At 63.4% G+C, this 26,081-nt stretch carries 25 protein-coding genes; 3 read left to right on the top strand and 22 right to left on the bottom strand.

Annotated elements, in window-relative coordinates; all coding sequences use genetic code 11:
• Positions 1 to 31: 31 nt before the first annotated feature.
• Positions 32 to 640 (bottom strand): hypothetical protein, encoded by a 609-nt coding sequence (locus BPHY_RS01145; protein ID WP_012399651.1) that lies wholly within the window; start codon positions 638 to 640, stop codon positions 32 to 34.
• A 172-nt stretch (positions 641 to 812) separates the two neighbouring features.
• On the opposite strand from BPHY_RS01145, the gene BPHY_RS01140 reads away from it, so the two are divergent.
• Positions 813 to 1,337, top strand: a complete 525-nt coding sequence (locus BPHY_RS01140) for a TlpA disulfide reductase family protein (RefSeq protein ID WP_012399650.1) — start codon at positions 813 to 815, stop codon at positions 1,335 to 1,337.
• 84 nt (positions 1,338 to 1,421) lie between these two features.
• Here BPHY_RS01140 and BPHY_RS01135 read toward each other — a convergent pair whose 3' ends face one another.
• From BPHY_RS01135 to ugpQ, 8 genes are all read right to left on the bottom strand, one after another.
• Positions 1,422 to 2,780, bottom strand: coding sequence for a sigma-54-dependent transcriptional regulator (locus BPHY_RS01135; RefSeq protein ID WP_012399649.1), 1,359 nt, complete (start codon positions 2,778 to 2,780; stop codon positions 1,422 to 1,424).
• A gap of 29 nt (positions 2,781 to 2,809) precedes the next feature.
• The gene (locus tag BPHY_RS01130) at positions 2,810 to 4,861 is read right to left on the bottom strand and encodes a sensor histidine kinase (protein ID WP_012399648.1); all 2,052 of its coding nucleotides are present in this window, start codon (positions 4,859 to 4,861) and stop codon (positions 2,810 to 2,812) included.
• A 3-nt stretch (positions 4,862 to 4,864) separates the two neighbouring features.
• Positions 4,865 to 6,145: a dicarboxylate/amino acid:cation symporter gene (locus BPHY_RS01125; RefSeq protein WP_012399647.1), complete on the bottom strand. Its 1,281-nt coding sequence runs from the start codon at positions 6,143 to 6,145 to the stop codon at positions 4,865 to 4,867.
• A gap of 409 nt (positions 6,146 to 6,554) precedes the next feature.
• Positions 6,555 to 7,634: an ABC transporter ATP-binding protein gene (locus tag BPHY_RS01120; RefSeq protein WP_012399646.1), complete on the bottom strand. Its 1,080-nt coding sequence runs from the start codon at positions 7,632 to 7,634 to the stop codon at positions 6,555 to 6,557.
• Positions 7,635 to 7,654: 20 nt separating this feature from the next.
• Positions 7,655 to 8,446, bottom strand: coding sequence for an ABC transporter permease (locus BPHY_RS01115; protein ID WP_012399645.1), 792 nt, complete (start codon positions 8,444 to 8,446; stop codon positions 7,655 to 7,657).
• Positions 8,443 to 9,387: an ABC transporter permease gene (locus BPHY_RS01110; protein ID WP_012399644.1), complete on the bottom strand. Its 945-nt coding sequence runs from the start codon at positions 9,385 to 9,387 to the stop codon at positions 8,443 to 8,445. The genes BPHY_RS01115 and BPHY_RS01110 overlap by 4 nt, the downstream gene beginning before the upstream one ends.
• A gap of 108 nt (positions 9,388 to 9,495) precedes the next feature.
• A complete protein-coding gene (locus BPHY_RS01105; protein ID WP_012399643.1) occupies positions 9,496 to 10,593 on the bottom strand; it encodes an ABC transporter substrate-binding protein in 1,098 nt (365 codons plus the stop codon).
• Between the two features lie 90 nt (positions 10,594 to 10,683).
• Positions 10,684 to 11,448, bottom strand: a complete 765-nt coding sequence (gene ugpQ / locus BPHY_RS01100) for a glycerophosphodiester phosphodiesterase (protein ID WP_012399642.1) — start codon at positions 11,446 to 11,448, stop codon at positions 10,684 to 10,686.
• Positions 11,449 to 11,888: 440 nt separating this feature from the next.
• Between ugpQ and BPHY_RS01095 the strand changes: the two genes are divergently transcribed.
• Positions 11,889 to 12,662 carry a DeoR/GlpR family DNA-binding transcription regulator gene (locus BPHY_RS01095; protein ID WP_012399641.1) on the top strand — a complete coding sequence of 258 codons (774 nt, stop codon included), beginning with the start codon at positions 11,889 to 11,891 and terminating at the stop codon, positions 12,660 to 12,662.
• 7 nt (positions 12,663 to 12,669) lie between these two features.
• On the opposite strand, the gene BPHY_RS01090 is transcribed toward BPHY_RS01095, so the two are convergent.
• The 4 genes from BPHY_RS01090 to BPHY_RS01075 all read right to left on the bottom strand — a co-directional run bounded on the left by BPHY_RS01090 (position 12,670) and on the right by BPHY_RS01075 (position 16,775).
• Entirely contained in the window at positions 12,670 to 14,352 is a 1,683-nt protein-coding gene (locus tag BPHY_RS01090; protein WP_041763203.1) for a Na/Pi cotransporter family protein, read from the bottom strand.
• 238 nt (positions 14,353 to 14,590) lie between these two features.
• Entirely contained in the window at positions 14,591 to 15,595 is a 1,005-nt protein-coding gene (gene lipA / locus BPHY_RS01085; RefSeq protein ID WP_012399639.1) for a lipoyl synthase, read from the bottom strand.
• Positions 15,596 to 15,608: 13 nt separating this feature from the next.
• Entirely contained in the window at positions 15,609 to 16,376 is a 768-nt protein-coding gene (lipB, locus tag BPHY_RS01080) for a lipoyl(octanoyl) transferase LipB (RefSeq protein ID WP_012399638.1), read from the bottom strand.
• A 72-nt stretch (positions 16,377 to 16,448) separates the two neighbouring features.
• Positions 16,449 to 16,775, bottom strand: a complete 327-nt coding sequence (locus BPHY_RS01075; protein WP_012399637.1) for a DUF2917 domain-containing protein — start codon at positions 16,773 to 16,775, stop codon at positions 16,449 to 16,451.
• Between the two features lie 98 nt (positions 16,776 to 16,873).
• Between BPHY_RS01075 and BPHY_RS01070 the strand changes: the two genes are divergently transcribed.
• Positions 16,874 to 17,878: a transcriptional regulator GcvA gene (locus BPHY_RS01070; protein ID WP_012399636.1), complete on the top strand. Its 1,005-nt coding sequence runs from the start codon at positions 16,874 to 16,876 to the stop codon at positions 17,876 to 17,878.
• 33 nt (positions 17,879 to 17,911) lie between these two features.
• Here the strand turns inward: BPHY_RS01070 and BPHY_RS01065 are convergent, their stop codons facing one another.
• The 9 genes from BPHY_RS01065 to BPHY_RS01025 form a co-directional block, all read right to left on the bottom strand.
• Positions 17,912 to 18,181 carry a DUF493 family protein gene (locus BPHY_RS01065; protein ID WP_012399635.1) on the bottom strand — a complete coding sequence of 90 codons (270 nt, stop codon included), beginning with the start codon at positions 18,179 to 18,181 and terminating at the stop codon, positions 17,912 to 17,914.
• Between the two features lie 98 nt (positions 18,182 to 18,279).
• The gene (locus BPHY_RS01060) at positions 18,280 to 19,509 is read right to left on the bottom strand and encodes a D-alanyl-D-alanine carboxypeptidase family protein (RefSeq protein ID WP_012399634.1); all 1,230 of its coding nucleotides are present in this window, start codon (positions 19,507 to 19,509) and stop codon (positions 18,280 to 18,282) included.
• A 378-nt stretch (positions 19,510 to 19,887) separates the two neighbouring features.
• Positions 19,888 to 20,532, bottom strand: a complete 645-nt coding sequence (locus BPHY_RS01055) for an alpha/beta hydrolase (protein WP_012399633.1) — start codon at positions 20,530 to 20,532, stop codon at positions 19,888 to 19,890.
• A 22-nt stretch (positions 20,533 to 20,554) separates the two neighbouring features.
• Positions 20,555 to 20,878 (bottom strand): (2Fe-2S) ferredoxin domain-containing protein, encoded by a 324-nt coding sequence (locus BPHY_RS01050; RefSeq protein ID WP_012399632.1) that lies wholly within the window; start codon positions 20,876 to 20,878, stop codon positions 20,555 to 20,557.
• Between the two features lie 145 nt (positions 20,879 to 21,023).
• Positions 21,024 to 22,184, bottom strand: a complete 1,161-nt coding sequence (locus tag BPHY_RS01045) for a VanZ family protein (RefSeq protein WP_012399631.1) — start codon at positions 22,182 to 22,184, stop codon at positions 21,024 to 21,026.
• 30 nt (positions 22,185 to 22,214) lie between these two features.
• Positions 22,215 to 22,841 carry an ABC-type transport auxiliary lipoprotein family protein gene (locus BPHY_RS01040; RefSeq protein WP_012399630.1) on the bottom strand — a complete coding sequence of 209 codons (627 nt, stop codon included), beginning with the start codon at positions 22,839 to 22,841 and terminating at the stop codon, positions 22,215 to 22,217.
• Positions 22,842 to 22,859: 18 nt separating this feature from the next.
• Positions 22,860 to 23,822 (bottom strand): MlaD family protein, encoded by a 963-nt coding sequence (locus BPHY_RS01035; protein ID WP_012399629.1) that lies wholly within the window; start codon positions 23,820 to 23,822, stop codon positions 22,860 to 22,862.
• Between the two features lie 141 nt (positions 23,823 to 23,963).
• Complete coding sequence (locus tag BPHY_RS01030) at positions 23,964 to 24,854, bottom strand: ABC transporter ATP-binding protein (RefSeq protein WP_012399628.1); 891 nt, start codon at positions 24,852 to 24,854, stop codon at positions 23,964 to 23,966.
• On the bottom strand, positions 24,851 to 25,990 hold the full coding sequence (locus BPHY_RS01025) for an MlaE family ABC transporter permease (RefSeq protein WP_012399627.1): 1,140 nt from the start codon (positions 25,988 to 25,990) through the stop codon (positions 24,851 to 24,853). The genes BPHY_RS01030 and BPHY_RS01025 overlap by 4 nt, the downstream gene beginning before the upstream one ends.
• Positions 25,991 to 26,081 lie beyond the last annotated feature (91 nt).

Below are 26,081 nucleotides of genomic sequence, written 5' to 3'. Positions count from 1 at the left end.
CCGCACGCCGCGCCGCCCTTTGCGCCCCAAATCAGTAAAGTTTGAACGATGTGAAGAATTGCTCAACTTGTTCGGGCGGTGGTTCCTTGCGCGCAATCACCGCCGCCTGGTACACGTGGCGCCCCTTCGCAACCAGACGCGCGTGCATCGTTCGTGCTTCCTGCGTCGGCCCGGCTTTACCGCTGAACGTCATTTCCAACCCCTCCAGCTGACCGCCCGTCGCGAGCGGGATTTGCGCGGCACGCGCGTCAGGCGCCGAACCAAGGTTGCGCGCAAGGCCCGAGCGCAGGAAATCGAGCGCGACCCGCTGCATCTGCGGGTCGTCGCTTGGCAGCATCACCGTGCCAACGGCGAATACAGCATCGCCAGCTTCGGCGATTTGCATCGACATGCTCATGGGCGTGCCGCCGATGTTGACCTGGCGCTGGTCGGTGCTCGGTTTGGCGGGCAGGTCGACCGTGTAGCCGTTGTCGTTGTTCATGATCGTGCGCCAGTCGTAGGTCGGAGAGCACCCGGCCAGCAGCCAGCCAGCCGACAGCACGGCGAAAAGTGACACGATGAGCGCGCGAAACGGGCCGAATAAGGAAGCGAACAGGCGAAGAGCGGGACAGAGCATGACGCGGCGTAAGTTAACTGGCATGACGGAAAGCACCATTATCGGCCGTTATCCGTGGCTTAACCGCGTCGCCAGCCACATCGCCGGATTGCCGGTACAATACGAGATGACATTCTGGTGTCTCGTCGCGTTGCTGTTCTTGCAGCGTTCGAGCGCCTCACGACGTGTATTCCACGCGTTTCCCGAGGTCCCGTTCATGAGCCAAAGCAACGTTTCCCGGCGCTCGAGCCCGATTCGTTATATCGCTGCTGCCGTCGTCACCGGCGCAATCGCCGTCGCGGGCTATTTCGCCTTTGGCAGCCAGCAGCACGTGCCTGATGCGACGTTCACCCTGCTGTCTGGCCAGAAGGTATCGACGGCCGATCTGAAGGGCAAGGTCTACCTGGTCAACTTCTGGGCAACGAGCTGCGACACCTGCATGAAGGAAATGCCGCAGATGATCCAGACCTACAACCGGTACAAGGACAAGGGACTCGAGTTCGTCGCCGTCGCGATGAGCTACGACGCGCCGATGTACGTGACCAACTACACGGAAACGCGCCGTCTGCCGTTCAAGGTGGCGATGGACGACGGCTCGGCCGCGAAGCAGTTCGGCAACGTCCAGTTGACGCCGACCACGTTCGTGATCGACCGCAATGGCAAGGTGCTGAAGCGCTACGTCGGCGAGCCGCAGTTCGCGGAACTCGACCAGTTGCTGGAAAAGGCCTTGGGCACAACCTGACCGGTCTCTCCGGACGGCGGGCATCTGTGCGCTGACTGCCTGGCGCAACCGCCGTCGGCACCGCCCCCCGTTTCTGCTTACTGCTTACCGCTCACCCTCCCCGCGCGCCGCGAGGCCATAGCGCTTGATCTTCTCGTAGAGCGTCGCCTTGCCGACCTGCAGTCTGTCCGCCGCCACCGCGACGGCGCCGCCTGTCTGCTCGAGCGCCTCCGCGATCACCGCGCGCTCGAACTGCTCTACACGCTCTTTCAACGGCTGCATGGGTGAGGTCAGCGCGTCGTCGCCCGTCGCCGTCGCGGTGTCATCGCCGACGCCCAGCACGAACCGGTCCGCCGCATTGCGCAACTCTCGCACGTTGCCGGGCCACTCGCGCTGCATCAGATTCGTGCGTTGGCGGTCGGTGAGAATCGGCGCGGGACGCTGATAACGCACGGCCGCATCAAGCAGGAAATGCTCGAACAACGGCACGATGTCCTCGCGCCGCTCGGACAGCGGCGGCAGCGCGATCGTCACCACGTTGAGCCGGTATAGCAGGTCGCGCCGGAACGTGCCCGCTGCGACATGATCGGTCATGTCGCCCTTTGCCGCCGCGACGATCCGGCAATCGACGCGAACCGGCTGATTCGATCCGAGCCGCTCCAGCACGCCGTCCTGCAGCACGCGCAGCAGCTTCACCTGTAACGCGAGCGGCATGCTTTCGATCTCGTCGAGAAACAGTGTGCCGCCCGACGCGTGCTCCAGCTTGCCGATGCGCCGCTTCGCCGCGCCAGTGAATGCGCCCGGCTCATAACCGAACATTTCCGACTCGAACATCGGCTCCGGCAGCGCACCGCAGTTCACCGCGAGAAACGGCTTGTCGCGGCGCGGCGACAGCTCATGCAGACTGCGCGCGATCAGCTCCTTGCCCGCGCCCGTATCGCCGTTAATCAGTACCGATGCATCCGTCGGCGCGACGTTCGCGATCAGCTTGCGCACCTGTTCGATCGCGGGACTGCGTCCGATGATGCGTGGCGCGAGTGTGCCCTGCCCTGCGAGTTCGCGGCGCAGCGCGAGATTTTCGAGCACCAGCGTGCGGCGCTCGACGGCGCGGCGCACGGTTTCGATCAGCCGCTCGGAAGCGAACGGCTTTTCGATGAAGTCATACGCACCATCGCGCATCGCCTGCACGGCCATCGAGATATCGCCGTGGCCCGTGACGAGAATCACGGGCACCTCGGGCGCGCGCTCGCGGCATTGCGCGAGCAGATCGAGGCCGCTCGCGCCCGGCAAACGAATATCACTGACGATCACGCCCGAAAACTCCGCGTGGATCAGCTTCGCCGCCGACTCCACCGACGCATACCCGACCACTTCGAATCCTGCGAGTTGCAGGCTCTGCACGCTTGCGCGCCGCACGAGTTCGTCGTCTTCGATATAGAGGACTTGCAAGCCCTTGTTCACCATGTCGTATACCGCCGTCAAAACTTGCTGATTCAGGATCCCGTCGTCACAGAGTCCGCAATATCCGTTGCCTGCGCGCGCACGCGCCGAAGCGTCAGCACGAACTCGGCGCCGCCCTGCGCGTTGTTGCGCGCCGCAAGCGAGCCGCCGCAGTCGCGGGCGATCGACGAGCAGATCGCGAGGCCGAGGCCGAGCCCCTGGCCCATTTCCTTCGTCGTAAAGAAGGGCTCAAAAAGCCGCGGCAATACCTCGTCGGGAATGCCGGGACCGTTGTCGCTCACGGTGAGCGTGAGCACATCCGGCGACGTCTGCACGCCAATCGCGATGCGCGGAGACGGCGTCGCAGCGACGGCGTCGAGCGCATTGCCGAGCAGGTTGATCAGCACCTGTTCAAGCCGCAAGTCGTCGCAATGCACGACCAGCTTCGGATCGTCGATGTCGAGATTGAAGCGAACGGGCGACGCGCCTTCGTCACTCAACGAAACATCGACCGTCACACCCTGCAAGCGTTTCTGCAATAGGGTCAGCACGTTGCGCAATGCGCGCGCCACGCCCGCGCACGCATTACGCGGGCGCGCACGCCCGACGAAGAGCTTCAGCTGGTTCGTGATCTTGCCCATGCGCTCCGTGAGCGCGGCAATTGCTTCGAGATTTTCCTTCGCCGATTCCTGATCCCCGCGCTCGAGAAACACGCGCGTGTTGTCGGAGAATCCGCGCAGCGCGGCAAGCGGCTGATTCAGTTCATGCGTGATGCCCGCCGCCATCTGTCCGAGCGCGGCAAGCTTGCTCGCCTGGATCAGCTCGTCGTGCGCATCGCGCAGTTCCTGTTCGGCGCGCGTGCGCTCGCTGACTTCTTTCGTCAGTTGCTCGTTGGCCTGGGACAGATCGGCGGTGCGCTCAGCCACGCGCTGATTCAATTCGGCATAGGCTTTCTGCAGCAGCGCGCGGCTGCGCATCACTTCACGCACGCGCGCGCGCCGCATGCGCCAGTAGAACAGCAACAGACACAGCGACACATAGCCGAAGCCCGTGACGATCGTCGCGTAACGTGCGTCCGCGTTGACGGGGTCGACGGGCGCCAGCGTGATGAGACGCCAGTCCGGTTCGCCGAGCGTGCGCTGCGATGCGAGAAAGCGCGGCGCCGCGTAGTTTCCGGTGCGCCCGCCGCCGATGCGCACGATCTGTGCGCCACCCTCGAGCGTGCGCACGACCGACATCGGCAGCGGCGCGATCGGCTGGCGCGCGTACTGGCGCGTGTCGTAGATCGACGCGATCACGTCGCTGGTGAGCGGCTTGACCGTGTGGTACTTCCACGCTGGCACCGAGGAGAGAAAAATCACGCCATGATCGTCGGTCACGATCATCGGCTCGGACGCATCGGCGCCCTGAAACCATTCAAGATTGAGCTTCACGACCGCCACGCCGACAATCTTGCCGTCGCGGCGCACCGGCTGCGAAATGTAGTAACCGGGATCGAGCGAGGTCGTGCCGATGCCGAAGAAGCGCCCCACCTTGCCTTTCACCGCTTCGACGAAGTACGGCCGGAACAGGTACGCCTGGCCGATGAAGCTGTCGGGCTGATCCCAGTTGCTCGCGGCCACGCAGCGGCCCGCCGCCGTGACGAGGTACGCGACGTTCGCGCGGGCGCGGCGGTTCAGGTCGGTCAGATATTGATTGGCGCGGGCGACGTTGTCCGGCTTAGGATCGACGAGAACGTCCTGTACGAGGGGATGTTCGCCAAGCAGATAAGGCAGCGACTCGTAGCGTTCGAGCGTGCTCTTCAGCGTGGCCGTCGTGCGGTCGGCGCGCACTGCAGCGTTGCGCCGCAGGGTATCGATGCCGTGCTGCCACGTGATGGTCCATGTGAGTCCGCAGGCGGCCACAAGCCCGGCGACCAGCGCGAACAGGATCAGCAGGCGGCGCGTCACGATGGCGGGATTCGTTCGATGAGGATCGCCTATTGTGGCATATCGCTCGTCGTCGAATCCTTCGGGGCCAGCGTGCGCTTGGCCCGTCTCACCGGGCGCCGCCGTTGCTTGCGTAGCGTGCGGCGACGCGCCATGTTGCCGCGCCGCCGCCTTCATCGCTTAGACCTCAGCCGACTCGGTGACGGACACATCGCGACTCAACGCGGCGCGCAGCTTCGAGCGGTCGAGTTCCTTTTCCCACGCCGACACGACAACCGTCGCCACGCCGTTGCCGACGATGTTCGTCAACGCGCGGCATTCGCTCATGAACCGGTCGATACCGAGAATCAGCACCATGCCCGACAGCGGGATCGTCGGCACGACGGCGAGCGTCGCCGCCAGCGTGATGAAGCCTGCGCCAGTCACGCCGCTTGCGCCCTTCGACGTCAGCATCGTCACCGCGAGCAGCGTTAGCTGCTGGCCCCACGTCAGGTCGGTGTTGGTCGCCTGCGCGATGAACAGCACGGCCATCGTCATGTAGATGTTGGTGCCGTCGAGGTTGAACGAGTAGCCCGTCGGCACGACGAGGCCGACCACCGAGCGCGAGCAGCCGAGCTTTTCGAGCTTCAGCATCAGTTGCGGCAGCGCCGCTTCCGACGAACTCGTGCCCAGCACGATCAGCATCTCCTCCTTGATGTACGCCACGAAGCGCAGGATGTTGAAGCCCACCATCTTCGCGATGAAGCCGAGCACCACCACGACGAACACGATGGAAGTCAGATAGAACGTGCCGATCAGCTTCAGCATCGGCAGCAGCGAACCGATGCCGTATTTGCCGATGGTGAACGCCATCGCGCCGAACGCACCGATCGGCGCGAGCTTCGTGATGATGCCGACCATGCCGAACAGAATGCTCGACAGGCTTTCGATGAAGTTCGTCACCGGCTTGCCGCGCTCGCCGACATGCGCGAGCACCGCGCCAAACAGCAGCGCGATCAGCAGGATCTGCAGGATCTCACCTTGCGAGAACGCCGACACCAGTGTGTCCGGAATGATGTGCATCAGGAAATCGACCGTCGTCTGCCCATGCGCCTTCGCAGCATACGATGCAACTTCCTTGCCGTTGAGCGTGGCGGGATCGACGTTGAACCCGACGCCAGGACGCAGCAGGTGCGTCGCGGCGAGGCCGAGAATCAGCGCGAACGTCGACACGATTTCGAAGTACAGCAGCGCCTTGCCGCCGACGCGCCCGACCTTCTTCATGTCTTCCATGCCGGCGATACCCGTCACGACGGTACAGAAGATGATCGGCCCGATGACCATCTTGATCAGCTTGATGAAGGCGTCGCCGAGCGGCTTCATGTCGGTGGCGAGCGCCGGGTAGAAGTGTCCCAGCGCGATACCGATGATGATCGCGACGATCACCTGCACGTAGAGGACTTTATAAATAGGTTTCTTCACGATGGTGTTCCTGCAATGGAGTAAAGCCAGGGTGGACCGAAGGCCGGTCGCGCAGCGCATGGCGAACGTTTCAACGTCCGTCATCAGCGCGGGCGACTACGCCGCAGCACGACGAAAGGACGACGAAATCAGAGGGACCAGAACAGGAACTCGGGCATCGTTGTCTCCTATCGACCAGAATTGGCGCTTGACCGCCTTACTCTGGTCTTATGCAAGGCTTGCTTTGTAGTTGATCGGCCTTGCGGCCGCGCTTTCTTTTTGCAAGGTCAATGCCAGGACTTATTTTTAGTTTAGTTCGTTGATTCAAAAAGAAAATTTCAGATAGAGGCGGACGCGGACTTCCGGGTTTCCGGAAATCCGGAATCCAGACGTCCGGATTTCCGAACGCCTTGTTGCATAAGGCTTAGGGCTAACCCTGGGCCTGCGCACCCTCTTCGAGAACCAGCAGATTCTCGTGCGAGAAACCCAGCGCCACCGGCTGGCCGCGTTCGGGCAAGCGGCGATTCGGGTCGTTGAAAATATCGAGCGACACGACCTCGTCTTTCACGCGCGTGCGGATGCGCACGATCGCGCCGAGGAAGCTCACCTCTTCGACCGTCGCCGTCAGCGTGTTGCGGCCCGCAGCGGGCGGCTCCAGCACGATCGCCTCGGGTCGCACGGCAAGCATGCGCTTCTTGCCGGCGTCGTCGGCGGGCAAGGCTTGCGTGGTGTGCAGTTCCTGACCGTCGACGGCCATGCGTCCCGACGACGGGTCGATCACATGGCCCGACAGGATATTCAGCGTGCCGACGAACGACGCGACGAAACGCGTGCGCGGATAGTTGTAAATCTCAAGCGGCGTGCCGACCTGCTCGACGCGCCCTTCGTTCATCACGACGATGCGGTCGGAAATCGACAGCGCCTCTTCCTGATCGTGCGTGACGAAGATCGACGTGATGCCGAGTTCGCGCTGCAACGCGCGAATGTCCTGACGCAGCGAAATGCGGATCTTCGCGTCGAGTGCCGACAGCGGCTCGTCGAGCAGCAGCACTTGCGGCTTGCCAGCGAGCGCGCGCGCCAGCGCGACACGCTGCTGCTGGCCGCCCGACAGCTGCCACGGATACCGTTCGCCCAGGTGCGGCAGCTTGATCAGTTGCAGCATTTCGTCGACGCGCTGTTTGATCTCGCTCTGCGGCCGGTTCGCGATCTTCAGCCCAAAGCCGATGTTCTGCGCGACCGTCATGTTCGGAAACAGCGCATACGCCTGAAACACCATGCCGACCTTGCGCTGTCGCGTGCGCAGATGCGTGACGTCGCGCCCGTCGAGGCGGATCGTGCCGCGCGTCGGCGTTTCGAAGCCGGCGATCATGCGCAGCACGGTCGTCTTGCCGCACCCCGACGGCCCGAGAAACGTGATGAACTCGCCGCGCTCGATCTTCATGTCGAAGTGATGCAGCGCCGTGTTTGCGCCGAACGCCTTGTGCAGACTGTCGATTTCAAGAAATGCCATGATGTTGCCCGAGCCTCAATTCAAGGTTTCTGCGCGGCGAGCGTGCGCGCGGAGCCGAAGACCTGGATCAGCCCCATCGACGCCCAGGTGACGGCGAACGCAATGATCGCGAGCGCGGACGGCTCATACGCGCGGTTCGCGCCGATCAGCTGCAGGTATGGACCGAACGCCGGACGGTCCAGCAGACTCGCGAGCGTGAACTCGCCGATCACCACCGCAAAGGTGAGAAACGCGCCCGAGAGGATGCCCGAGCGGATGTTCGGAAAGATCACCTTGATCAGAATGGTCGGCCAGTTTGCGCCGAGACATTCGGCGGCTTCCGTCAGCGAACGGATGTCGACGGCACGCAGGCCGGCGTCTACGGCGCGGTACATGTACGGCAGCGACAGCGTCACGTAGCCGAACACGAGCAGCAGGTCCGTCGCGCGCTCGTTCGACGTGAGCGGCAGAATCGAACTGCTGTTGTAGATGCGCAGATAGCCGAACACGATCACGATCGCGGGCACGACGAGCGGCAGTAGCGTGATGAACTCGACGATGCCCCGCAGCTTCGGCAGACGCAGCTGCACCCAGTACGCAGTCGGCACCACGAGCAGCACGCCGACGACGATCGTCAGCACCGCCATCAGGATCGAATAGCCGAACGACGCCTGAAAACGCGGATCGCCTAGCACGACCTGGTACGCGTCGAAGCTGTACGTGCCGCGCCGCATGCGCAGACTGAATTCGAAGGTCGCGATCAGCGGAATCAGAAAATACAGCGAACCGACGATCATCGCGGTCCACGCGCCCGCGCGCGATTGCCTGTTCATCGCCTTCCCCTTTCGGCGCGCGAGCGCAGCCAGATATAGCCGCCGTTCGACAGGCCCGTCACGAGAATCATGCCGAGCGCGAGCGCATAGCCGAGGTTCTGGTTGTGCAGCACGTCGCCGCGAATCTGCGCGTACAGCAGGATCGTCACGATATTCAGCGAACTGCCCGTCAGCGCATACGCCGTCGCCACCGCGCCGAACGAGTTCGCGAACAGCAGCAGCGCGGCGCCGAGCACGCTCGGCCACAACACGGGCAATGCCACGTAACGCCAGTACTGATATGCGGTGCCGCCGAGGCAGTCGCACGCCTCGCGCCATTCACGCTTCAGCCCGTCGAGCGCAGGCGTGACGATCAACACCATCAACGGAATCTGGAAGTACAGGTACGTGAGCGTCAGCCCCCAGAAGCTCAGGATGCTGAAACCCGTGGAATACAGATTGATGTCCGCATATTTCTTCAGCAGCACCGTCACGAGACCGACGCGGCCCAACGTGCAGATGAACGCGAATGCGAGCGGCACGCCCGCGAAGTTGGACGCGACGCCAGAGAATGTCAGCAGGGTCGGGCGTATCCAGCCGGGCAGCTTGCCGTGCACGGCCGCCCACGCGAGCAGGGAGCCGAACACCGCGCCGCCGAATGCCGATGCCGCGCTGACCTTGAAGCTGATCCAGTACGCGTCGAGCGTGTTTTCCTGGAACAGGTCGCGCATGTTCGCGAGCGTGAAGTGGCCTTGCGCATCCTGGAACGCGCCGACCATCAGGAAGCCCGTCGGCAGAATCAGGAACAGCAACGCAAAGAGGAAAAACGGCATCACGCCGATCCACGTCCAGATGGGCGACGCCCGGCCCGGACCATCGACCTTCGGCGCAGGTTGCGGCACGGACGGAACCATCAGGTCCGCCTGGCCGCCGCCCGGCCCGGCTTCCGATGAAGCGCTCATAACTTACCCTTGAACAGAATCAATCGCTTCGCCTCGCCGTGCTTGCGGGCGGGCGATGCAGGCGGAGAAAGCCCGCATCGCCGGACCATGCAGCGCTGACTCGACGTCTTACTTGACGTTCGCGCCGACCACCTGGTCCCATTGCTTGGTCACCACGTCCTTCGTCGCATCCTGCTGCTGCAGCGTCGGGAACACCGCGTTCTTGTACGCGGATGCGGGCGGCAGCTTGTCGAGCAGTGCCTGCGGCACCTTCTTCTGCGACACGAGTTCGTTGTAGCGGATCGGGTGGCAATAGCCCGTCAGCCAGCCGATCTGGCCTTCGTCCGAGTACAGGTATTCCATCCACAGCTTCGCTGCGTTCGGATGCGGAGCGTAGGCGCTGATTGCCTGCACATAGACGCCCGCGACGACGCCCGTCTTCGGCACGACCACCTGCACCTTCGGGTTGCCCTTCAATGTGTCGCGATCGGCGAGTGCGTTGTAGTCCCAGCGCACGATGATAGGCGTCGTGCCTTGCGCCAGCGACGCTGCCTTGCCGATCACGGGCACAAAGTTGCCGCTCTTGTTGAGATCGGCGAAGTACTTGAGGCCTGCTTGCGCAGCCTTGCTTGCGTCGCCCTTCGCAGCCGACAGACCTGCGGCGTACACGCCCTGGATCGCCTGGTTCGCCGAGCGCGGATCGCCCGCGAGCGACACGGCGTTCTTGTAGTCGGCCTTCTGCAGATCGCTCCAGTCGGTCGGAACCTTGTCGATCATGTCGGCGTTCACTTCGAACGACAGCACGCCGTAGTAGTCGCCGTACCAGTAGCCTTCGGGATCCTTGTTGTCGTTGGGGATCGACTTCCACGTCGCGACCTTGTACGGCTGCAGCAGGCCTTGCGCCTTCGCTGTCGGACCGAACGACAGGCCGACGTCGATCACGTCGGGTGCCTGCGGACCCTTGTTGCCCTTGTTCGCCTTGATCGCTTCGACTTCGTCGCCAGAACCGGCATCCGGATTCAGCTCGTTGACCTTGATGCCGTACTTCTTCTGGAAGTCAGCGATCATCGGACCATAGCCGCACCAGTCGTGCGGCAGCGCGATCACGGTGAGCTGCCCTTCCTGTTTCGCTGCCGCGACGAGCGCATCGGGCGGCGCTGCCAGGACATTGCCAGCGGCGGCCACGCCGCACGCCAAAAGTAAACAACGCAACGTGGTCGGTTTCATAGTGTTCTCATCCTTTGCCGAAGATTGCTACGTTAGGAAAACTGCCTTTCGACGTCTTTCTTTGTCTGCGTGTGCGGGCACGTTTTTCGTTCAGGCCACGACGTCTGCGCCGATCATATCGAGGCGATCGGTACAAATCATGTCAACGCCCCACTTTGCGAGTTCGCGTGCGCGCGCCGGATCGTTCACCGTGTACGCAAGCACGCGCAAGCCGGCATCGCGGATCGCGCGGACGTTCGTTTGAGTCAGGTGCTTGTGATCGGCATGCAGCGACACGCACGCGAGTTCGCGCACGATGGACAGCCAGTCGTCGGGCAGCGCCTCGAACAACATGCCGCGCGGCAGCGAGGGCGCAGCGTCGCGCGCGGCCTTCAGTGCCTCGAACGAGAAGGATGAGAGAAGCGGCTTCTGCTTGCGCCACAGATCCTTCGCGGCAAGCGCGACGAGCCGCCCCGTGATTTCATCGCGGCCGGGACAGGGCTTGATTTCGATGTTGGCTGCAATCGCTTCGCTGGCGCAGCGTGCGGCGACTTGCGCAAGGGTGGGCAGCCGTTCGTCCTTGAAGCGATCATCGAACCATGCGCCGGCATCGAGCGAGGCAAGCTGTTGCCATGTGTGATCTGCTGCGGCGCCGCGGCCATTCGTCGTACGGTCGAGGTCGTCGTCGTGCAGCAGAAAGATCTGGTTATCGGAAGAAAGCTTCGCGTCGAATTCGATCATCCCGTAGCCGAAACGCGCGCACATCTCGAAGCCCGCGAGCGTGTTCTCCGGCGCGAGCTTGCCGCCGATCCGGTGCGCGACGAGCCGTGGGTATGGCCAGTCCGCGGATAATGCCTGATCGATCCCATTGCCCATCGTGCTTGCCTTCACAAAGATCTGATGGAACTGCCGCCAGCATTCGACAGCGCGCAATACTCCTGTTCTATCTTATTCTGAGGATCGCGAAAGGATGGTCTCCCAATGCACGATACGACGCAGGCTTGCCATTGCACGACATTCGGCCTGGCGCGAAGCGACTCAGCAGATATTTCATTTCGTTTTCGAAAATGCGCTGTTCGAGATGTTTCAAATCGGGCGCGAATGCCTCAGAATGCGAAGGCTAAATACAAATACCCAAAGTTGCAAGCTCCCAAAAAAATACAACTGCAAAGGACACACGCGAAGCGCTGTCATGCGTTTTGACATAGCCTCGACATATTCAATTGGTAGTGATCCTGTGCGGGAATACGCGGATGGCAGGCGCGTTGCGCACGGGACGCACGACATCAAATTCGGACAGGCGAGGAACGTTACGCATGTGGCAGGAAGACCGTCATCAAAGAATACGCGCGCTGCTCTCGACACTCAATCGGGTGTCGACCGAGCGCATCATGGCGGATCTGGGCGTATCGCGCGAAACGGTGCGGCGCGACCTGCTCGATCTGGAAGCGCTCGGCGAGTTGCGTCGTGTGCATGGCGGTGCGGTTAAGCCCGCCGATGAAGCACCCATCGCCGAACGCGCGCAGACGCATGTCAAATCGAAGAAGACGATTGCCAAGGCCGCAACCGCAGCGGTCGCGAGCGGCCAGACGCTCTTCATCGACGCCGGCACGACAACGGCCGCCCTCGCCGATGAACTCGCGAAACTTGCGAACCTCACCGTCATCACCAACTCGATCGATGTCGCGATGAAGATGCGCGGCGCGCCGGACCAGCGCGAAGCGTGGGCGAACGAAGTGATTCTGCTGGGCGGTTCGATCAGCGACCGTGCGCTATCCACCACGGGCGACACGACCATACTCGACATCCAGCGATATCGTGCGGATATTGCGCTGCTGTCGCCCGTCGCAGTCGATTCGAAACACGGCGCGAGCAACTATGACCGCGCGGAAACGGAAGTCGCGCGCGCGATGGTGGCGAACGCGGACAGCGTGGTGATACTCGCAGACCACAGCAAGATCGGACAGCGCAGCCGCATCGCGTACTGCCCGCCCGAGAAGATCGATCTGCTGGTCACGAATCGCAAAGCGGCCGACGTCGCGTCGTTCGCGCAATTGAAGCGCAAAGTGGGTAAGGTGATACTCGCGTGAGGACGCTTTACGGCTGCTGAGTGAGCGTCGCTGCCGGCACGTCTTCATGCATCCGTTTGCGCAAGCGCGTATCGTGCAGCGCGCCTGCCGCGTCCAGCACCGGGTACGCCGTCGAACAGAACAGCGAATTGAGCCGCTTCATATCGCTGATCACATCGAGATGCAATGCGCTGGTTTCAATACTGCGCAGCGTCTCACCCGCTAGCCGGTCAAGATGCTTGTACGAGTACGCGCGTTCGAGATCGCGAAAGCGCTCTTTCTCCGCGAGCAGCAATTCCGCGCAGCGCAAATCGTTGCTCAGGAATACCGACAGGCCCAGTTGGAGGTTGCCGACCAGCCGCGTATGAAGATCGTCGAGTTCGGCGAGGCCCTCCTCGGAAAACGCAAGGCGGTGCGCGATCTTCTTCTCTTCGATGTCCGTGACGATGCGTTCGATGATGTCGCCTGCATGTTCGAGGTTGATGGTGAGCGCGATGATATCGGTCCAGCGACGGCTGTCCGCGTCATCGAGTTGTTCGCGTGACACGCGCGCAAGATATGCCTTGACCTCCGCATACAGATGGTCGACGTCGTCATCCATGCGGATCGTGTCGCGCGCCTTCTCGGGATCGTTGTGATGGATCAGATGCGACAGGTTGTCGAGCATGGTTCGCACGATATCGCCGATACGCAGCACCTCGCGGGCGGCATTCGATAACGCAAGCGTAGGCGTCGCGATCGAGGCGGCGTCGAGATGCATAGGACGAAGCTGGCCGTTCGGGTCCGGCCGCTCCGGCAAAACGCGGCAGCATACGCGCGCAACGCCGTCGATGAGCGGCAGGCACGCACAGCAGCGCAGCGTGTTGTAGATCACATGGAATCCGACCACGGCTTCGCGCGGATTGCCGATCAACATGGGCAGGCCGCGTGCGAGTAGCGAGGTGAACGGCAGGATCAGCAACGCGCCCGCCAGCTTGAACGCGAGGCTGCCGAGCGCGAGACGGCGCGCCGCCGTGTTTTGCGCGAGCGTGCCAGCGAGCGCAAGCAAGCCGCTGCCGAGATTCGCGCCGATCACGAGACACAGCGCCACCTTCAACGAGATCACGCCCGACGACGCGAGCGTCGCCGTCAGCAGCACCGCCGCGAGACTCGAATAGGAAATGACAGCGAAGGTCGCGCCGACCAGCGCATCGAGCATGGTGTCGCCCGTCAACGCACCGAACATCACGCGGACGCCGGCGCCATGCATCATCGGCTGCGCGCTTTCGACAATCAGATGCAACGCCAGCAGAATGAGCCCAAGGCCGGTCGCAGTGCGGCCCACCTGACCCGAACGGTTCTGCTTGCGAGAGAGAAAGAGCGGTACGCCGAAGACAATCAGAAATGGCGACAGCCACGACAGATCGAGTGTGAGAATGCGCGCCATCAACGCCGTGCCGACGTCGGCGCCCAGCATGATGGCAAGGCCGCTTGCGAGCGGCAACATGCCTTGTGCTGCAAACGACGTGACGATCATCGCCGTCGCATTGCTGCTCTGCACGAGGCTCGTGACGCCGACGCCCGCCGCGAACGCCTTCGCGCGACTATTCGTGCTGCGCGCCAACGCCCGGCGCAGATCGCCGCCCCATACGCGCAGAATGCCGGTGCGCACGATATGCGTGCCCCACACCAGCAACGCGACACCCGATAGCAAGTTGAGCAGGATCAGCATAGGCATGACGCTTCAGGACTTCCCCGATCGCCCGGAATAGCTGCGCCGTTATGACTGGAGCAGCCGCCCGGAACTCGTGCTGCCTAGTGTTGCACATATTTGCGGAGTTGTAATTTTGTGCGTTTCGCAGTTTGTGGCATTTGCAACAGATTGTGTTTCGGCTGGGACGTCGATCAGAAAACAAAAAAGCCCGCTTTCGCGAGCTTTTTCTTCAAGCGGTTGCTGCTGTGAATGTCGTTCAGACCACTCCGGCATCGTGTGCCTGCACATCGGCGTGATAGCTCGAACGCACCATTGCGCCGACGGCCGCGTGCGTAAAGCCCATCTTGTACGCTTCTTCCTCGTACATCCTGAACGTATCGGGATGCACGTACGCACGCACGGGCAGGTGGTGCTCGGACGGCTGCAGATACTGGCCGATCGTCAGCATGTCGACGTTATGCTCGCGCAGATCGCGCATCACCTGCAGGATTTCTTCTTCCGTCTCGCCGAGACCGACCATCAGGCCTGACTTCGTCGCGACATTGGGATGCAGCGCCTTGAAGTCCTTCAGCAGCTTCAGCGAATGCGCGTAGTCGGAACCTGGGCGCGCTTCCTTATACAGCCGCGGCACCGTTTCGAGGTTGTGATTCATCACGTCGGGCGGGGCCGCGTTCAAAATGCCGATCGCGCGATCGAGACGGCCGCGGAAGTCGGGCGTCAGGATTTCAATGCGCGTTTCCGGCGACAGCTCTCGCGTCTTCTGAATGCACTCGACGAAGTGCGCCGCGCCGCCGTCACGCAGATCGTCGCGGTCCACACTGGTAATCACCACGTACTTGAGCTTCAACGCGGCGATCGTGCGCGCGAGGTTGCCGGGTTCCTCGGGATCGAGCGGATCTGGACGACCGTGGCCGACGTCGCAGAACGGGCAGCGGCGCGTGCATTTGTCGCCCATGATCATGAAGGTTGCCGTGCCCTTGCCGAAGCACTCGCCGATGTTCGGGCAGCTGGCTTCTTCGCACACCGTGTGCAGGTTGTGCTCGCGCAGAATCTGCTTGATCTCGTAGAAACGCGAATTGCCCGTCGCGGCCTTCACGCGGATCCAGTCGGGCTTCTTCAGTTTTTCGATCGGAACGATCTTGATCGGAATGCGCGCAGTCTTGGCTTGCGCCTTCTGCTTGGCAGTAGCGTCGTAGGGGGCGGCGCCGGCCGCGCCGTTGACGGGACTCGAGGCTGCAGGATTCGCGGTAACGTCAGTCATTCGTTCGTTCCAGTCAGGCGGTAATGGCACCGGCCTGCGGTAGGCCGACGGCTGCGGGGATGCCGTCGATGTTGGCGATGAGGCTTGCTGCAAGGGTTTGGGCTACGTCGTCCCAGCCGGCCGCGACGCCGAGCGTCGCCATATCGACTGTTTCGAGCCCCGCGTAACCGCACGGATTAATGGCGAGAAACGGCTGCAGGTCCATCTTCACGTTCAGGCTCACGCCGTGATAGCTACAACCGTTACGAATCTTCAGACCTAATGCGGCGATCTTTGCGCCGGCGTGCAGCCCCGCATTCGGCTGCTCGGGCGATACATAGATACCCGGCGCGCCTGCCTTGCGTTCACCGGCGAGATTATACGCGGCGAGTGTGTCGATCACGGCCTGCTCGATCCGGGTGACCAGTTCGCGCACCATCAGTTTCCGGCGACGCAAGTCTAGCAGCAGGTAGCCGACGACCTGCCCGGGACCGTGATAGGTGATCTGCCCCCCGCGATCGACTTTCACAAGCGGAATGCCGCTGTCGGCGGCCAGCAGATGCGCGGGGTCGCCGGCCTGGCCAAGCGTGAAAACGGGCGGATGTTCGACGAGCCAGATTTCGTCTGAGGTTTCGAATGAGCGCGAACCGGTGAACGCGCGCATCGCGTCGAAGCTGGCCTGATAGTCTTCCAGGCCGCGCCAGCGAACGATTACAGGCTGCGCAGCGGCGTCGGACGCAGCGGCGCCCGCTTGGGCGGAACGCGGAGATTCGGGGGATGGTGAAACCGGCGTGGCACACATGATTGCGGCAGTTTACCGAAATCCCGCGCACCTCGCCGATCGCGAGAGCAATAAGTGGGATCGATTTGTGAATCAGACCGTCCGCCATCCCGAGCGCAGCCACGTCCCGAAGCGCGCGCTGACGCGGTCAAACCAGTTGAGTGCCTTTTGTTCCGGCCGCGTGGGCACAAGGAACGCAACGCGCGCCTGCGTGCCGCGCTCGACCGACAGCCATAGCCGCTCGCCACGCCGCAAACGCAGCGTCTTGCCCGGTTCGAGCCAGTAGTCTTCGACATCGTCGCTGCGCGTCACCCACACTGCACCGCCCGATACGGCCAGCCGCGTGCTGCGCGTGACCTTCATCGGAACAGTTTCGCCGGCTACGATTTCAAACGTGATGCTAGAGGAAATTTCTCGCATGATGGCCTCGCCAAAAATCGTTTCATGGCTACAATCGTAGGCGTGACAAGGGTTTAGGCCAAACGATCATTTTTCACGGCTATGTGAGAAAAATTGCGATGGATCTACGTCAACTACCTGCGCTGAACGCAATCAAGGCTTTCGAGGCCGCCGCCCGTCACGAGAGCTTTTCGCGTGCCGCCGACGAGCTGTACGTGACGCACGGCGCCGTCAGCCACCAGATCCGCGCGCTGGAAGAAGAACTTGGCGTGAAGCTGTTCGCCCGCGACGGCAAGCGGGTGCGGCTGACGGAGATCGGCCGCCGCTACGCCGCGCAGGTGCGCACGGCGCTCGTCTCGCTGGCGGAAGCGACGCGCGAGATTCGCGCCGGCGACCGCGACCGGCGGCTCGTCGTGTCGATGCTGTCGTCGTTCGCGGCGCGCTGGGTGACGCCGCGCATCGGCCGCTTCATCGAAGCGAATCCGCAGTGGGACCTCGAACTGCTGTCGACCAACGCACTCACCGATTTCGCCCGCGACGACGTCGACTGCGCGATTCGCTTCGGCTACGGCAACTATCCGGGGCTGCACACCGAACTGCTGCTCGAAGAGGTGTTTTTCCCAGCGTGTTCGCCGACCTTCAACGGCGGCAACCTGCCGAAAACGCCCGTCGATCTGGCCAACGTGCCGCTGCTGCGCTCCGACGACGAGCTATGGCGTCCGTGGTTCGACGCGGCCGGTCTCAACGACTGGCCGGAGCCGAAGCGCGGCGTGCTGTATCAGGATTCGTCGAATCTGCTGCAGGCGGCCATCGACGGACAGGGCGTCGCGCTCACACGCCGGTCGCTGGCGATGCACGAAGTCGCCGCCGGCCGGCTCGTGCGGCTGTTCGATATCGACGGTCCGAGTCCGTGGCAGTACTACTTCATCTGCACGCCGCAGCTGATGCGGACCGCACGTGTGAAGGCGTTTCGGGATTGGGTGTTCGATGAAGTCGGGCGCTTCAGGCTGCTGTTCGAGAAGGCCTGCACCGAGAATGCGATGCGCTCGTCGACGGATGCGGCCAGGACAAAAGGACTGGACGCGTTGCACGTCCAGCTTCCGGCGACGCAGGCGGAGCGCTGACGCTCGCGCCTGCCCACCGAACCGAACCACGAATTACAGCACGACCTTGACCATCGGATGCCCGGTCAGCGCCCGGTAAATGTCATCCAGATGCTCACGGTTCAGCGCGCGCACCGTCACCGTCAAGCCGGTGTAGTTGCCGCCGCTGGACGGCCGCACTTCGACACGCTCCGCGTCGAACCCGCCGTCGAACTGGCGGATCACTTCGACAATCGTCGTCTGGAAATCCGGGTGTGACTTGCCCATCACCTTGATAGGGAAATCGCACGGAAAATCTATCAATGATTCGTTTACGGGACTCATCCTCGACTCCTTTACTCACCGCACGCAATCACCCTATATGAATGCGCGCGGCGCAAAAGCAAGCCGCAGATCTTCTTGCTTTTCGACTTGTCTACGGCTTACTTCTTCTTGTTGAACATCAGCATCATCGAATCCCACACGCGGCCGACGATGCCCGCCTGCGGCACACCCTGCAGCGCGACCAGCGGCACCTGCGCGAGCGTCTTGCCATCGGCGACAAACTTCACCGTGCCGACCTGCTGGCCCTGCGCAATCGGTGCGATCAACGGATCGGCGTGTTCGATCTGCGGCTTGGCCTTGTCGGCCATGCCCTTCGGCAGCGTGATGTATTGATCGGTGGTCACGCCGAGCTTCACGGTGTCCTGCGAGCCCTTGTAGACGCGCGGCGTCTCGACGACCTGATTGGCCTTGTACAGGCGCACCGCGTCGTACGCAGAGTAGCCGTAGTTCAGCATCTTCAGGCTGTCTTGCACGCGGTCGTGTTCCTTCTGCTCGCCCATCATCACTGTCACCAGACGGCGCGACGCATCCGGCACGCCGGGCAACGAACGCTTCGCGCTCGCGATCAGACAGTATCCGGCCGCTTGCGTGTGGCCCGTCTTCAGGCCGTCGACGGTCGGGTCGATCCACAGCAGACGGTTGCGGTTCGGCTGCTTGATCTTGTTATACGTGAATTCCTTCACGGAAAAGATGTTGTAGTAGTCCGGATAGTCGCGAATCAGGCGCGCCGACAGAATGGCGAGGTCGCCTGCCGTCGTGTAGTGCTGCGGATCGGGCATGCCGTTCACGTCGGCGAAATGCGTGTTCTTCATGCCGAGCTTTTGCGCTTCCGCGTTCATCATGTTGACGAACTGCGCTTCGCTGCCGCCGACCAGTTCGGCGAGCGCGATGGCGGCGTCGTTGCCCGACTGGATGATCATGCCGTACACGAGGTCGTGCACGGTGACGGGCTTGTTCGCCTCGATGAACATGCGCGACTCGTCGTTCCTCACGCGGCGCACGGCCTCGCTGGGATTGATGGACTGGTCCATCGTGATCTTCTTCGACGCGAGCGCTTCGAACGTCAGATACGCCGTCATCAGCTTGGTCAGCGAAGCCGGTTCCACGCGCTCGTCCGGATTGCCCGATGCGAGCACCTGGTTGCTGGTTGCATCGACGAGCACCCACGAGCGTGCGTTCACGCCCGGCGGCGGCACCTGCGCGAACGCGGTGCTCGCGACGAGTGCTGCCGGCAGCGCGAAACCCAACGCAAACTTGCTGGCGGCGGATCGCGGAACGAAAGAAGCGAAGCTGGAAAGGCTGATGGAGCCGGAGTTCGAAAAGCGCATAGGGTCGATTCGGGCAGAAATGGGCTGAGCGCGCAAAGGATGCGCAGTTCGGATGATTCGCGTGATGCCCGACTGGCAGGCGCCGCCGCACGCATGCGATGCGGCGTCGTTTTGACTGCTCGTCAGACTGTCTGTCACGCGGTCGGTTCGCGCAGCGCGCCTCGCATCTCGCGCCGAATCCGCCGCCATGAACTCACGAGCGAAGCGATTCGATCCACCAGACGGGCAACGCTGCGCCCAAAAAAAGAGCGCTCATTATACGCGCGGCTGCCTGACAATTTGCCCTACGTCATTGAGTTTCCGCGCGTTTTTCGCGGGTTTTTTGCAACACGAGCGGCGCGCGGCCGCGCATTTTCACGAGGCGTCAGCAACGCGTAATCAGCGCCATGCGTCGACGATGATGCGCTTGAGAATATGCAGCTTGCGATGCAGGAAATGCTCGGCGCCGGGAATCACGACCACGGGCAATTCCTGCGGCTGCGCCCAGTCGAACACCGACTGAATGGGCACGGTGTCATCGGTTTCGCCGTGGATCACCAGCGTGTTGTCCGGTACGGGCGCGACCTCCCAGCGGCTCGCTGCCGTGCCGACAAACACCATCCGTTCGATTTCCTGCCCTTCTTCGCGCAGCCGTGCGGCGACATGGGACAGCACGAACGTGCCGAACGAAAAACCCGCGAGCACGAGCGGCAGATCGGCCTGGTCAGGTTGCGCGCGCATGTGGTCGATCACGGCGCGCAAGTCGTCGCGTTCGCCGACGCCTGCATCGTGCGTGCCCTGCGTTTCGCCGACACCGCGGAAATTCGTGCGATACGTGATGTAGTTCAGCCCGACCAGCGTGCGCGCGAGCGTCTGCGCGACCTTGTTGTCCATCGTGCCGCCGAACAGCGGATGCGGGTGCGCAACGAGCGCGATGCCGCGCGGTGCGGCGCCGCCGTCGCGGCTGGCGTCGGGCGCGTCGACGGCGACTTCGATCTTGCCCACCGGGCCGTCGATCAGATATTTCTTCGTGTGTACGTTCATCTTGTGTGGACAGGTGACGCGGTTAGCGGTCGATCAGCAGACGCTCGACGATCTTGCCGTTCGCAAGATGCGATTCGACGATTTCGTCAATATCGGTCTTGTCGATATACGTGTACCAGACGCCTTCCGGATAGACGACGATGGTCGGGCCCTCTTCGCAGCGGTCGAGGCAACCCGCCTTGTTGATGCGCACCTGACCGGGACCGGCGAGGCCCAACTGCTTCACGCGTTTCTTCGCGTATTCCTGCATCTCCTGCGCATTGCAGTTCGCACAGCTGGGACGCGACGCGCCCGGCTCGCGCTGGTTCAGACAGAAAAACACGTGATGCTTGAAGAAGGAATCCATGATGGCTGACGTGTGAGATATAGCGAGGCGCTCTGGATGCATCACGCGGCCCGCCGAAAGCAGGAATGAGAGGGCCCGTCGATTATAACGACCGGGATCGGACACCGCAGATCGGCGCGTATGCGTCTGCATCCCGTTCGACGAATCACGTGCGCGACCCGCGCCCTTTCGCCAGCAATGCCCGTTCCGCCGACAACCCGACCCACACGAGCACCGCATACGGCCACATCCACGCGAGCCAGCGCGCGAGGCCGTTGAAATGCAGATAGCGGCCTTGCCGCCAGTCGGCGAGCACGACGTCGAAATACGGATTCACTGGCAGCAGATTGACGAACACGAGCGACACGGCAAGCGCGATCGCCGCGAGCGCGGCGCGCGAACCGCGCGGCAGCTTCAATGCCAGCAACATCGCGACAAAGCCGCTGGCGAGGCCGATCAGCGCGCCCGGCGTCGCCCAGTTGAACGCGAGTCCCGATTGAGACTGCAGAAACGTTGCGCCCGCCTTCACGAACAGCATCGCGACCACGAACGCGATCAGCAGACGCACGCGCGGCGCGCGCTCGCGCATCGGCAGCGACGCGAGCGCGCCCGCCGCCAGCAGGTTGAGCGCGGCAATGCAGGCCTCCCATGCGTCGTCGGGCAGCCATGCCGCGACGAGCGCGGGCCACGCCGGCACATGCCACGCGGCGGGCGCCCACGCGAGCAGCGCCTCCTGCATCGTCGAGTCGGCGCGCAGCCACAGCTCGCGCGGCCACGTACCGAGCCCGAGCAGCAGCGGCGACGGATACATCGTCGCAAACGGCCACAGGCCCGCGAGGCCGATCACGGCCGTGCTGTCTCGCTCGAACCAGAGAAAGCGCATGCGCCGCAACATGCCGCGATCGAGCAGCGCGCCCGTCAGCGGCGACATCAGCGTCGCGCCGAGCAGCGCACCCAGCGCGTTCGCCGCGAGATCGAGATTCGACGCGACACGCGTCGGCAAATAGGTCTGCACGGCTTCCATCAGGCCCGACAGCAGCGTGCCGAGCCCGAATGCGAACGCAACGGCCAGCGCGCCGCGCCAGCGGGGATAGACGGCGAGCACGGCGAGCGCGCCGAACGGCATGTAGCCGAGCACGTTCGTCACGACATCGAAGGCAGTCAGGTATTGCGGAACGGGATCGAACAGATAGTCGAACGGACCGAGACCGAGCGAGCGCCAGCCATAGAACGGATACCACGAGCCATACACGATCAGCGCCGCGTACAGCACCAGCGCCTGCCTCGCGAACGCCGACGGACGACGCTGCCACGGCTTGTCAGCCATGCAGCGCCTCCGTGACTGCGCGGCAACCCGTCATTGCTGCGCGACGAGCGGCTGCACGCCGAGCCATGCGGAAATCTGCGCGACGAGTTCGTCGCTGGCGGCGGCGAGCGCACGCGCGCCGCCTGCCGCATCGGCCGAACTGGCGGGCGCGCGCGCGATGAACGTGCGCTGCCCCGCCACCTTGCCGCCAACGAGCAGTGTGGCACGCGCGGTAACCGAGGCATGGCTCTGCGACTGGCCGTCGAAGTCCTGCTCGAATACGTCGAGGTCCACCTTGAGCACGGGCGCGCTTACGCCGTCGGAACCGGTGAGCACGGTGCCGCGCGACGACAGCGCGTTGCGCAGACGCTGCGTCAGCAGTTGCGCCGGCGGCATCGTCCAGTGGCTGTTCGCGTAGGCGGCCGTCTGCTGCGCGTCGGCATACGGGAGACGATAGACCAGCTTGTCGGTATTGAGCGTGGCGGGCGCCGTGACGTCGAGCACCTTGATGGCCGGCATCGTGCCCGTGCTGCCGGGCGTCGGCGCCGGGCCGAGGTCATAGCGATAATCGGAGATCGCGGCCGGATTGCCCACGCAGCCCGCCAGTGCGCCGAGCGCGACCAGCACGGCAGCGAGCGCGGCGCGCGAGGTGAAGAGTCGGTTGATCGAGCGTGACATGCTGTAGTTCCTTTAAATTCATTTGGCCGCGTGGCCTGCCGGCCACACGAAGCCCGGCTCCCCGGGACCGGGTGCCGCGTGCGGCGCGCCGAACAGCACGCTGTTCGGTGTTTCGCTGAACGTCTCGGCGGCGCGGTCGACGGAACGCACGGCCGAACGCACGTCGTCCGCCAGCGAGTTCACGCGCGGCAGCGTGTCGTAACCGACGCGCGCCGAGATGTCCTGCAGCGTCGCGTTCATCGCCGTCAGCGCGTCGCCCGCCTGCTGCGCGGCCGTGCCGACCTTGTTCAACGTGCCTTCGAGCGGACCGTCCGGACGATTCAGGTTGGTGATCATCCGGTTCGTCGACGCGAGCGTCTGGTCCAGCGCAGTAAGCGTGTCCGGCAGCTTGCCGACGGCGGGGCCCATCTGTGCCGTGAGTGTCGTGACGCCATCGGCGGCATGCTGCAGGCTCGCCGCCGTCGCCAGCAACTGGTCGCGCATTTCCGGCGAGAGCAACGCGTCGACGTCGCGGACGGTCTTTTCCAACTGCCGGATCAGGATGTCGCCGCGCGCCTGCAACTGGTCGAGCAGGCCGGGGCGCATGGGCAGTTGCGCGACGCTTTTCGCCGACGACGCGAGCGGCGTCGTATCGCGCCCCGTGTCGTCGAGCTGGATGAACGCGAGACCCGTGACGCCCTGCAAACCTAGACTGCCGAAGGTCGAATGTGTGATCGGCGCGTTTTTGTCGACGAGAATGCGGATCAGAATCTGCCCCGGATGTTCGCGGTCGAATTTGATCGACTGCACCTTGCCGACATCGAGGCCGCGATATCGTACCGCAGCATCCGGGTACAAACCTGTGACATTGGTGCGCGCAATCAGATCGAAAGGGATGCGGACCGACCGGTCCACGTTGAACAGAAACGCCGCCGCGGCAATCGCCGCCACCATCACGACGGTGAAGAGCCCGGCCCAGAAGGCATGTGATTTATTTTCCATCGTCAGGTTCCCTGTTCGCGGGGTGTCGACTCAATCGACTCAATCGACTCAATCGGCTGACGATGCAGCCCGCATCGCCCATGCATGCCGCATCGCACCCGCCGGCGGCTTGCGCGTTCGCTGTGGCGTTGTCTGCGGCGCTCATGGCGCGGTGCGCAGCGGAAGCGCTTCCGTCGCGGGCTCGAGCGCCTCGGCCGGCAGCCTCGCGCGCCGCTCCGGTGATAAGCCCTGCAAGGCAAGCCGCCCGCGCAGCCCAAGAAAATATTCGCGAATGAACGGGTGATCGAACCCCGCCACCTCCTCGACAGGCGCCGCGACCACGACCGTGCGATCCGCGATCACGGCGACGCGCGTCGACAGCGCGACCATCGTGTCGAGATCGTGCGTCACCATCACGACCGTCAGGCCGAGCGCGCGATGCAGCGCGCTGATCAGCTCGACGAACTCGTCGGAGGCCTGCGGATCGAGGCCCGCCGTCGGCTCGTCGAGAAACAGCAGTTCCGGTTCGAGCGCGATCGCGCGCGCGATGCCCACGCGCTTCACCATCCCGCCCGACAACGCCGCAGGCATCTTCGACGCGTGCTTGCACGGCAGCCCGACCATCTCCAGCTTCAGCATCACGATGTCGCGCAGCAGATCGTCGGGCACCTTGCCGAGCTCGCGCAGCGGCTGCGCGATGTTGTCGAAGACCGACAGCGACGAAAATAGCGCGCCGTGCTGAAACAGCATGCCCGAACGCACGCGCATGAGGCGCGCTTCGTTGTCGTCGAGTTTCGACGTGTCCTCGCCGAACACCTTGATGCTGCCCGATGTCGGCTTCTCAAGGCCGAGTATCTGCCGCATCAGCGTGGTCTTGCCCGAGCCCGATCCGCCGACGATCGACACGATCTCGCCGCGCCGCACGTCGAAATCCAGATGCTGATGGACGATGTTGCGGCCGTAGCGTTTGCTCAGATCGCGCACCTCGATGACGGTTTCCGCGATCTCCGGCAGCGGCTGGTCCCGTACGGCAGTGGTAAGTGGCGCAATCATGACAACCCCACGTTCTGAAAAAGAATCGCAAACACGGCATCGGCGAGGATGACGATCGTAATCGACGACACGACGGAAGTCGTCGTGCCCTCGCCCAGGCTCTGCGAATTGGCCTTGATGCGAAAGCCGAAGTGACAGCCGGCGATCGCGATCAGCATGCCGAACACCATGCCCTTGCCGAGTCCGATCCACAGGTTGGCGACGGGCACCACACCGGGCAGCGCGCGCACGAAGTACGACACGTCGATCTGCAGCACGAGCTTCGCGGCGAGCGCACCGCCGAGCAGCGAGATGATGTTCGTCCACATCACGAGCAGCGGCATTGCAAGGGACAGCGCGATCACGCGCGGCAGGATCAGGCGCAAGCCGTGCGGGATGCCCATCACGCGCATCGCGTCGAGTTCTTCCGTCACGCGCATCACGCCGATCTGCGCGGTGATGGCCGAACCGGAACGCCCGGCGACAAGAATCGCCGACAGCACGGGTCCGAGTTCGCGCAGCACCGACATCCCCAGAATGTTCACGATGAACTGGTTTGCGCCGAACAGCCGCAATTGCTGGGCGGACAGATAGCTCAGCACGATGCCGATCAGGAATGCGACAAGCGCCGTAATGGGCAGCGCCTGGGTCCCGGCGCTATAGACGTTCGCCGATATCTCCTTCCACGGCGCAAGCTTCGGATTGCGCGCGATCGACAGCAGATCGAGGATCACGCGGCCGAACATCGCCACGCCGCCGTACACGTGCTCGACGAAACTGAATATGCCGAGGCCGAGCTGCGTGAACGGATCGAAGCGACGCACAGGCTCCGGGTTCTCGCGCACGGTGTCGAGCAGCGCGATGCGGTCGAAGATATCGCGCTGCGTGTCGTTCAGCGCAACGAGGTCGCGCGGCAGCTTGTAGCCCCACACACGCCATAGCGCCTGGCCGCCCACATGATCCATGCGTTCGACGTTGGACAGGTCCCACTGCGCGACATGCGCGCGGCTGTCGACCAGTTCACGCAGACGCGGCAGCGCCTGTCCGTGCAGACGGTCGCGAGCGAGCGCGAGCGCCGTCCACTGGCCGGACAGGCGGACGATCTTGCCCTGGCCGCCTGCCGTGACTTCAAGTCCGGGAGGAGTGTCGTAGTTCAAGGATCGCGGGATCTCGTTATCGGATTAACGGGCATTGTATCGAAGGGTTCGATATTGGGCTCCGCTGGGCTGCCCGTCTGAGCGCCGCCCC

It is taken from the genome of Paraburkholderia phymatum STM815 (assembly GCF_000020045.1).
In the GTDB taxonomy this organism is placed as follows: domain Bacteria; phylum Pseudomonadota; class Gammaproteobacteria; order Burkholderiales; family Burkholderiaceae; genus Paraburkholderia; species Paraburkholderia phymatum.
Note: the sequence above shows the minus strand (reverse complement) of the source record. Positions and strands in the feature narration are given on the sequence as shown.